This is a genomic window from Halomonas sp. PR-M31 (assembly GCF_001039575.1).
Taxonomy (GTDB): domain Bacteria; phylum Pseudomonadota; class Gammaproteobacteria; order Pseudomonadales; family Halomonadaceae; genus Modicisalibacter.
The window spans coordinates 53,254-62,574 of the sequence record NZ_JIBT01000008.1 but is presented as its reverse complement, the minus strand read 5'-3'; the positions used below and the strand labels follow the sequence as shown (position 1 = coordinate 62,574).

The window sequence follows — 9,321 nt, the reverse complement described above, 5'->3', positions numbered from 1 at the left end:
CCCTTGCACATAGATGCCCCGATCGTCCTTGGGGACTCGCCAACCGGCCCATATCCAGCTGAACAAGAACGACGCAACGGTCGCCAGCGCAAAGAAGATCATCAGTGCGGGATCGAAGGTGGCCTCGAGATCGGCGCGGATAATGCTAAGGAAGATCAGCACCGGCAGCGTCGCCTTGAATACCAGCATCGATGCGGTGGTGATGAAGGCGCTGTCGATCCAGCCGATGCGCTTTAGCCCGATGCCGATGAAGACCATGGCAAAGACCGGCAGGGTGATTTCCAGGGTCTGCGCAAAGATAGCAATGAGGTTCATGGACAAAAACCTAACGGGCCAGCCATAGGCCAACAATGACGGCGGCAATCACCGTGGCAAAAAACAGGGCGTTGCGCGGCCTGTGTTGCGAGGGGGGCGGGAGCGTGACACAGCGGCTTCCTTGTCGATAGTAAAAGGCGGAATTTAAACGACTGTATGATTCTAAAGGTCGATGCATTATGGTAAACCGCCAGGGTGATTACGCCTAGCAGGTCCTTATGCTTGTCACAATCACATCATTTACCATAGGGAACACAGGCTTCGATGTCATTGCCGCGACTGCTTTTCGCCCATGCCAATGGTTTTACCGGCGCCAGCTATAAAAGCTTTCTAGCCCCGCTGGATTCCCGCTTCGATCTTCATCCCCTGGATCGTCTCGGTCACGATCCGGCACATCCGGTAAGCGACAACTGGCCAGCCCTGCGCGACGAGTTGGTGGCGCATTTGCGCTCTTTCGATACGCCGGTCATCGGCGTGGGCCACTCCATGGGCGGCGTATTGATGCTGATGGCCGCGGAAATAGTACCGGAATCACTGCGCTGCGTGGTGATGCTCGACTCACCGCTGATGGTGGGACTGGACGCCTTGGCGCTGCGCACCGCCAAGCGTCTGAAGATAGTAGATCGCGTCACACCGGCGGGGCGTAGCAAGGGGCGGCGTCAAGCATGGCCCAACCGGGATGCCATGGGCCACTATCTGCGCCAGCGAGGGTTGTTCAAACCCTTTACCGAGGCGGCGCTGCAGGATTATATCGAGGGTGGCACCCGATTCCGGGACGACGGCAGCGTCGAGCTGCTGTTCGATCCTGCGGTGGAGGTCGAGATATTTCGATCCTTGCCGGATCGCTTGCATGGTATTGCGCGGCGCATCGAGACGCCTTTGGCGTTGATCGCCGGCGATCGTTCCGATCTATTGACCCCTGCCCGCCGACGTCGATTAATGCGCCATGGCATTCATGTCGTCACCACCCCGGGCAGCCACATGTTTCCCATGGAGCATCCTGATGAGGCGCGCACTACCTTGTTGATCACCATCGACTCCCTGCTGGAGAAGCATCGTTCATGATTGCAGCAACTGAAATATCCCTGGCCGAGGGGCGACTGGCCGGCTTGAGCTGGGGTCGTGAAAGCTCACCCATTTGGCTTGCACTACATGGCTGGCTAGACAACGCGGCGAGTTTCTCGCGGCTGGCCCCCTTGCTCGTCGAACATTTGAGCATACGTATCGTTGCCATCGACTTCAGCGGTCATGGCAAATCCCAGCGTCACCCCGCCGGGGCCGACTATGCTATCTGGGATTACATTCAGGATGTGCTGGACGCGTTGAAATCTCTGGGGCTCAAGCGCGCGCCGCTACTCGGTCATTCCATGGGCGCCGGGGTCGCTTGTCTGGTAGCGGCCGCATTGCCGGAACGGGTCGAGCGTCTGGTTCTGATCGATGGACTCGGTACCTTAAGCACCCCCGCGGAAAAGACCGCTGAGCAGTTGCGCAAGGGATTACAAGGCCATCGGCGGCGCAGCTCCCGCGCGCCGCATTATGCAGATGTCGAGAGTGCCATCGCAGCCCGGGTCAATGGCGGCGTGACCGCCATCGATGCACTTACCGCCGAGCCTCTGGTGCGGCGCAATCTCGAGAAGGTTGGAGAAGATGGCTACCGTCTGCGTACCGATGGACGTCTGCTGCGGCCGTCAATGGTGCGCTTTTGCCCGGAGCAGGTGCAGGGGATTCTGAATGCCATCGAGACACCGACCCTATTGATCGAGGGTGATGGCGGTATTCTGGGTGAGCGCGACAGAGCGCAACAGGCTCGCAGCGCGGTCAAGCCGCTGCGTCGCCGGGTACTGGCGGGAGGACATCATTTGCATCTGGAGCCAGACGCGGTCGCAGCGGTCAGCGAAACGATCGTCGCCGAGATTCGTGGCAACGAATGAAAGGGATATCGATGTGAGCAAACGTATCGCCCTGGTGTTGGGCAGCGGTGGGGCAAGAGGGTATGCCCATATTGGCGTGATCGATGAAGTCGTCTCCCGAGGCTATGACATCGTCGCCATTTCGGGCTGTTCCATGGGGGCTCTGGTCGGTGGCGTCTTTGCGGCGGGCCAGATGGACGGCTATCGCGAGTGGGTCAGTGATCTGGCCTATTTTGACGTGCTCAAACTGATCGACGTGACCTGGAGCCCACTGGGGGCGATGCGCGCCAACAAGGTGATGGACAAGCTCGAGGACCTGATCGGCGATGTGCTGCTGGAGGATTTACCTATCCCGCTGACGACCGTGGCCACGGATCTCAATCGTCAGCGGGAAGTGTGGTTTCAAAGTGGTCCACTCTTGCAGGCGATTCGTGCCTCGATCGCCGTACCCGGTATCATCACGCCGGTAAGCCTCGACGGGCAGATACTGGTAGACGGCGGATTGATGAATCCACTGCCGATCATTCCCACGGTATCGGCGCGTACGGATCTGGTACTGGCGGTCAACGCCACGGCCCAGTCCCATCAGCCGGTGTCTCTCGAAGAGCTGTTGCCAGAGGACGAGGCGGCGCGAGAGCAAGCTCGAGAAGCGGAACTCGAGGCTCAGGGCAAGGGCTTTTCCAAATGGGTGCGTGAGCGCGCTCAGCGCATGTTCAACGGTCCACAGGAAGAGGATGAAGACAGCGCCGAAGTGGAAGAAAAGAAAGATCCAACCAACAAGCACAAGCGTGCCGCGCAACGCGCCTGGAGCAAGCTCGATATCATGCTTGCCTCCTTCGAGATCACTCAAGGGGCGCTGGCCAAGTACAAGATCGCCGGCTATCCGCCGGATATCCTGATCGAGATTCCCAAAACGGTGTGTGGGGCCTATGAGTTTCATCGGGCTGATGCCCTGATCCGGCTCGGGCGCCATCTGGCGGTGCAGGCCTTGGATCGCTACGAAGGGCGAGATGCGGTGCTAGGTGAGGGCGGTCAGGAGATGGTAAGCGAGCCCGCCACAGGAAAACCTGTCAACTAGGCTTCGCCCCGGCGACGCAGCAGCACATACACCGCGCCGGTACCGCCATCAAGCTCTCGAGAGGAACAAAAGGCCAAGACGGTGGGCCACTCTCTCAGCCAGGCATTGACGTGACTCTTGATGACCGGATAGTCGTCAAGCAAATTGCCCGCACTGCTACGCGCCTTACCATGTACCACCAGCACGCAGCGCATGCGCCTGCTGCGCGCCTCATCAAGAAAGCTTTCCAGCTCCTGTCGCGCCTCGTCCAGCGTGTAGCCGTGCAGATCGAGTCCTGCTTCCCAGGGAATTTGCCCTCGTTTCAAGGCGCTTTGAGTCCGATACGGCAAGTCCGGTATCGCAAAATTCAGATGAGTACTGGGGCGTACCGGCTCGACCCGACCATCACTGGTACGGCTGCTCAGCGCAGCGGTCACCGCAGCGGTGGCGGCATTTTTACGTTCATCGAGCGCTGCCTTGTCCTGCCGGCGCCTGCCAGGATCGGCGCGATCGGAGCTGAGCCTGCGCACGCCGGCATCTTCCAGCGCCTGACGAAACAGGGTGATCTCGTTGTCGTCGGGGGTATCGCGGCGGTGTCGGCTCATTGTTGGGCCTTTGCTGATATTCGGTAAGGTGTACAGCGTTTCAGTATAGCGACTTGACTCTGACTGTGAACCGCTGTGCTCGACGGGTACAATCCTTCCGTACCTTATTCGACCACTTTGATGACAGGATGCTGCGTGAACCCTCGTTCAACCGCCGTCTCGACGCTAACGCTGAATGACGAACAGCTTGCTGCCGAGCTCTTCACCCTGCGAGATTTTCTGCGCTGGACGACCAGCGAGTTCCATATAAGCCGCATTCATTTCGGCCATGGCACTGCCAGCGCCTGGGACGAGGCGGTCGCGCTGGTGCTGGGCGGTTTGCATCTTCCTTGGGATGTGGATCCGGCGGTACTAGACGCACGCTTGCTGGCACCCGAACGTAAACGACTCGTTGAACTGGTGCGCCAGCGTATCGAGACGCGCCGCCCCTTGGCCTATCTGCTGGGCGAGGCGTTTTTTGCAGGTTATCCTTTCCTAGTCGATGAGCGGGTATTGATTCCACGCTCACCGATCGCCGAGCTGATCGAGCATGGCTTCGCGGCCTGGTTCCCCGATAACCCCCCCGACCGGGTGCTGGACGTGGGCGCTGGTTCGGGCTGTATCGGCATTGCCACGGCGCTACACCTGCCCACCGCGGAAGTGGACCTTGTCGATATCAGCGCCGAAGCCCTGGAAGTGGCCAAGGCCAATATCACCCTGTACGACCTGGGATTGCGGGTGCGGGCGGTGCTCTCCGATCTGTTCGAGGGTGTCAAAGGCCAGCGTTACGATCTGATCGTCGCCAATCCGCCCTATGTCAATGCCCAGGATCTAGCCACCATGCCTGCCGAATTTCGTCATGAGCCTGCGCTTGCGCTGGGTTCGGGCAAGGATGGCCTGGACGTCGTGCGGCGTCTGTTGCGAGAAGCGCGGGGTTATCTGGAAGACGATGGTGTGCTGATCGTCGAAGTCGGCAATTCGGATCGAGCGCTCGAAAGCGCGTTTCCCAACGTGCCTTTTCTGTGGCTCGAGTTCGAGCGTGGCGGGCATGGGGTGTTTGCTTTGACCGCAGGCGAACTCGATGAGTACGTCCAATATTTTATTTGAGCCCTGTTTTGTAAACATCCTCTGAGGAACGCAGCATGTCCGGCAATACCTTCGGTAAGCTATTTACCGTCACTACCTGCGGCGAAAGCCACGGCCCAGCGCTCGCTGCCATCGTCGATGGTTGTCCGCCCGGATTGCCGCTGACCGAAGACGACTTGCAGCGGGATCTGGATCGCCGTCGTCCAGGGACCTCGCGGCACACCACCCAGCGTCGGGAGCCGGATCAGGTTCGCATTTTATCCGGTGTGTTTGAAGGTGTGACCACCGGCACCCCGATCGGTCTCACCATCGAGAATACGGATCAGCGCTCCAAGGATTACTCGAACATCAAAGACCAGTTCCGACCGGCTCATGCAGATTATACCTACCACCATAAGTATGGGGTTCGTGATTATCGTGGCGGTGGGCGCTCCAGTGCTCGTGAAACCGCTATGCGGGTCGCCGCCGGCGCCATTGCCAAGAAGTATCTGGCCAGCCGAGGCATTAGCGTGCGGGGCTACATGAGTCAGCTCGGTCCTATACCCATTGAGTTCAAATCCTGGGAAGGGGTCAATGACAACGCCTTTTTCTGCCCTGATCCGGACAAGGTGGCAGAACTCGAAGCCTTCATGGATCAACTGCGGCGAGATCAGGATTCCGTGGCGCCCGCATCACCGTGATCGCCGAGGGCGTACCGGCTGGACTCGGCGAGCCGGTCTTCGATCGACTTGACGCAGAGCTCGCCCATGGGCTGATGAGCATCAATGCGGTCAAGGGCGTGGAGATCGGTGACGGCTTCGCAACGGTATCCCAGCGAGGCAGCGAACATCGTGACGAGATGACCCCGGAAGGCTTTCTTTCCAATCACGCAGGCGGCGTGCTGGGGGGCATTAGCTCGGGGCAACCACTCATTGCGCATCTGGCCCTCAAGCCCACCTCGAGCATCACTCAGCCGGGTCGAGCCATCGACGTGCGAGGTAATGCCATCGAGGTTATCACCAAGGGACGCCACGATCCCTGTGTTGGCATCCGTGCAACGCCCATTGCGGAGGCCATGATGGCGCTTACCCTGATGGATCACCTACTGCGTCAGCGCGCTCAGAATCCAAAAATAAGCGTCGATACCCCTCATTTGCGTTGAGCGTTTCCTCTCTCAAATACGCCGGCGTGCTCTTGCCGGTATTACTGCTACACTTACGAAAATGTTCAGCAATCGGGTCGTTACATGAAAATCAACGTTGAATTCGATCTCACCCCTGAAGAGTTCAGGGAGTCCCTGGGGCTTCCGAACCTCGAGGCGTTCCAACGCAACATGATGGATCGCATTCAGCAGCAGATGGAAGCGGGTGTCGCAGGCTATGACCCATGGAGCCTGATGAAGCCTTTCATGCAGTCAGGAAGCCAAAGCTTGAATCAAGGGCTGAACCAGGGATTGAGCCAGGGTATGGCCAATTTCGGAAATTATCAGCAGATGATGATGGACATGTTCCGCCAGGCGGGAAGCAATGCCATGGCTTCTTCATCTAGCAAAAAAGAAGACAGCCAGAAAGAAGACAGCAAAAAAAGGATGATAACGACAAGGAGGGTGAAACATCGTCGACTCGTTCTGGTTCCGCCAATTCGTCGCGCAGTGCCTCTAGCAGGTCTTCTGGTAGCAGTCGGACACGCAAGACCCAGAGTTGACACGTTGCACCCATCGAGTAATGCACCATGGAAAGATTTGTCGGTTTATATGAGCGAGAGCCTGTTGCAACTTGAGGTGATGTCGTCTACGCTTTGTGCAGTGCAGCAAAGAGCGCACCATAAGGTGATGCAATTTCTATTAGGAGGGATTCGATATGGCACGTAACGATCAAAAAAATGGTCAGCAAAATGATCAGCAAGAGCAAATGTACAACGCCTTGACCGAGCAGACTCGCGGCTTCTTCGAGCCCATGCGCAAGCTCAGTGGTGTCATGCTTGAGAACATGGAAAAGATGACCCAGTTCCAGCTGGATTCCATGAAGCGTTACAGCCAAATGGGCACTGAGCGCATGCGTGCTGCCTCCGAGATCAAGGATGCAGACGATATGCGTGATTTCAGCAGCCGCCAGAAAGAAATGATGAATGAGCTTTCCCAGCAAATGATGGAAGACGCTCGCACCATGGCGGAGCTGAGCTCTGAGTTTCGTGAAGAGCTGCAAAATGCCTTTTCTTCAGCCAGCGAACAGGCCATGAATCGCACCAATCAGGCGATGCGTGATACTCAGGACGCTGCCAAGTCTACCGCCAATTCGGCAAAGGGTGCTGCAGACTCATCGAAGTCCACAAGCTCGCGCAATACCAAGAATAGCTGATCAAGTTGGGCCGGCGCTGCCGGCCTTTTGTCATAGTAGCTTGAACATGTAGCGCAAACTTCATAGCGATGGAGTTTGCGTTTGAGCTAGTAAAATCCTGTTCAACGAAGGCGCATTAGGCGCGTGGGGGGTGTATGGAGTCTAATTCCCAATCCGAGCTAGGCCCGTTCATGGACGAGCATTGGGCTGAAAGGCTAGGCGCTATCAGCCAAGAATATCAATCGTTGACTCAGGCATTGCTGACACGAATGATGCCCAGCGAAGCCAGCGGCTTGATGCTTGAAGATATGAAGGAGAGTCTGAGCCGAGGTGCTCAGGCGTTGGCAAGCAACCCCCAGCTGCTTTATAGCGCACAGATGCGTCTGATGCAGGATCAGATGCGTCTTTGGCAGCAGACGGTGCAGTCTTTCTACACCGGTGGTAAAGCCGGCGAAGCGATTATCGAGCCTGAGCGCTCGGATCGGCGTTTCAAAGATGATGCCTGGCACACCGAGCCTTTCTATCATTACATCATGCAGCAATATCTTCTTTCGTCTCGCATGATGGATGAGCTGGTCGAGGGCATCGATACCCTCACCGACAAGCAGAAGTTGAGCCTGAAATTCTATGTGCGCCAGTACATCAGCGCCATGGCACCGAGCAATTTCATTGCGACCAATCCAGAAGTCATGCGCATTACCCTGGAAACCAAAGGTCAGAATCTGATCGATGGCATGAAACGTCTGCAGGAAGATCTTGATAACTCCGCTGAAGGTCTGAACGTGACCATGACCGATCGAAACGCCTTCGAGATCGGTAAGAACGTCGCCGCGACCCCGGGAGAAGTCGTCTATGAAAATGAATTGATTCAGCTGATCCAGTATTACCCCACTACTGAAAAGACCTTCAAGACGCCACTGCTGGTCACGCCCCCCTGGATAAACAAGTACTACATCCTCGATTTGCGCCAAGACAATTCGATGGTGAAGTGGTTAACCGATCAAGGGCATACCGTTTTTCTGATCTCCTGGCGTAATCCTGGCGTCGAGCAGCGCGATATCACCTGGGCGGACTACATGCAGATGGGACTGATTTCTGCCATGGACGCCATTGAAAAGGCCTGCGGCGAAAAATCCGTCAACATGCTCAGCTATTGCATCGGCGGTACCCTCACAGGCTCAGCGCTGGCGTATCTGGCTCGCACAGGACAGGCCGACAGGGTGCGCTCGGTCAGCTACATGGCGACCCTGCACGATTTTCGTGATCCCGGTGATATTGGCGTCTTTTTCACCGGTAAGGCGCTGGAAGGCATCGAGCGTCAGCTTGAGGCTGACGGTTATCTAGATGGCCGCATCATGTCGTTCTCCTTCAATCTATTGAAAGAGAGGGATTTGTTCTGGTCGTTCTACATCAACAACTATCTCAAGGGTGAGGCGCCAACGGTCTTCGATCTGCTGTACTGGAACACCGACGGCATCAATCTGCCCGCAGGCACCCACGGCTGGTATCTGCGCAACATGTACGTGGAAAATCGTCTAGCCCAGCCTGATGGCATTGAGCTTGACGGGGTCAAGATCGATCTAGGCGAGATTACCACACCCAGTTATTTCATCTCGGCGAAAGAAGACCATATCGCCAAGTGGAACTCGACTTACTACGGTGTTCATTTGCCCAAGGGGCCAGTGACCTTCGTGCTAGGCGGATCGGGCCATATTGCTGGTATCGTCAATCCCCCGGCCAAGAACAAATATGGCTACTGGGTCAATGACGAGCTACCTGAAAGTCCTGAGGAGTGGTTTGAGGGTGCAACTTTCAACGAAGGCTCCTGGTGGCCGCACTGGCAGAAATGGATTACCGACAACGGCTACGCGGACCCCAGCAAGAAAGTAACGGCTCGCAAACCCGGCGACGGTAAATTGGATGTTATCGAACCTGCACCGGGCCGCTACGTGCGTCAGTCCATCGATGAGGTGACTGGCCAGCAGATAGAAGGCGAAAAAGTGCAAGTTCAAGCCAGTGCCATGGCCAAGGCAGCTGACTAAGCCCCTTACTGT

Annotated in this window: 8 protein-coding genes and 2 pseudogenes; 8 read left to right on the top strand and 2 right to left on the bottom strand. The window is 57.0% G+C overall.

The window, feature by feature from the left end; genetic code table 11:
• A pseudogene (locus CH74_RS03365) lies at positions 1-315 on the bottom strand (AEC family transporter); the annotation flags it as partial.
• 264 nt (positions 316-579) lie between these two features.
• On the opposite strand from CH74_RS03365, the gene CH74_RS03360 reads away from it, so the two are divergent.
• The 3 genes from CH74_RS03360 to CH74_RS03350 are packed head-to-tail and all read left to right on the top strand — an operon-like array spanning position 580 to position 3,303.
• Complete coding sequence (locus CH74_RS03360; protein WP_048306072.1) at positions 580-1,380, top strand: alpha/beta fold hydrolase; 801 nt, start codon at positions 580-582, stop codon at positions 1,378-1,380.
• A complete protein-coding gene (locus CH74_RS03355; protein WP_048306071.1) occupies positions 1,377-2,246 on the top strand; it encodes an alpha/beta fold hydrolase in 870 nt (289 codons plus the stop codon). The genes CH74_RS03360 and CH74_RS03355 overlap by 4 nt, the downstream gene beginning before the upstream one ends.
• 13 nt (positions 2,247-2,259) lie before the next feature.
• Positions 2,260-3,303, top strand: a complete 1,044-nt coding sequence (locus tag CH74_RS03350; protein WP_048306070.1) for a patatin-like phospholipase family protein — start codon at positions 2,260-2,262, stop codon at positions 3,301-3,303.
• On the opposite strand, the gene CH74_RS03345 is transcribed toward CH74_RS03350, so the two are convergent.
• A complete protein-coding gene (locus CH74_RS03345) occupies positions 3,300-3,887 on the bottom strand; it encodes a Smr/MutS family protein (RefSeq protein ID WP_048306069.1) in 588 nt (195 codons plus the stop codon). The two genes, CH74_RS03350 and CH74_RS03345, sit on opposite strands and share 4 nt — an antisense overlap.
• Before the next feature lie 135 nt (positions 3,888-4,022).
• Between CH74_RS03345 and prmB the strand changes: the two genes are divergently transcribed.
• From prmB to phaC, 5 genes and pseudogenes are all read left to right on the top strand, one after another.
• Positions 4,023-4,973, top strand: coding sequence for a 50S ribosomal protein L3 N(5)-glutamine methyltransferase (gene prmB / locus CH74_RS03340; RefSeq protein ID WP_253272922.1), 951 nt, complete (start codon positions 4,023-4,025; stop codon positions 4,971-4,973).
• Between the two features lie 35 nt (positions 4,974-5,008).
• A pseudogene (aroC, locus tag CH74_RS03335) lies at positions 5,009-6,093 on the top strand (chorismate synthase).
• Between the two features lie 84 nt (positions 6,094-6,177).
• Complete coding sequence (locus CH74_RS03330) at positions 6,178-6,801, top strand: hypothetical protein (protein WP_367379082.1); 624 nt, start codon at positions 6,178-6,180, stop codon at positions 6,799-6,801.
• Positions 6,791-7,288, top strand: a complete 498-nt coding sequence (locus CH74_RS03325) for a phasin family protein (RefSeq protein ID WP_048306067.1) — start codon at positions 6,791-6,793, stop codon at positions 7,286-7,288. The genes CH74_RS03330 and CH74_RS03325 overlap by 11 nt, the downstream gene beginning before the upstream one ends.
• Before the next feature lie 170 nt (positions 7,289-7,458).
• On the top strand, positions 7,459-9,309 hold the full coding sequence (gene phaC / locus CH74_RS03320; RefSeq protein WP_253272921.1) for a class I poly(R)-hydroxyalkanoic acid synthase: 1,851 nt from the start codon (positions 7,459-7,461) through the stop codon (positions 9,307-9,309).
• Positions 9,310-9,321 lie beyond the last annotated feature (12 nt).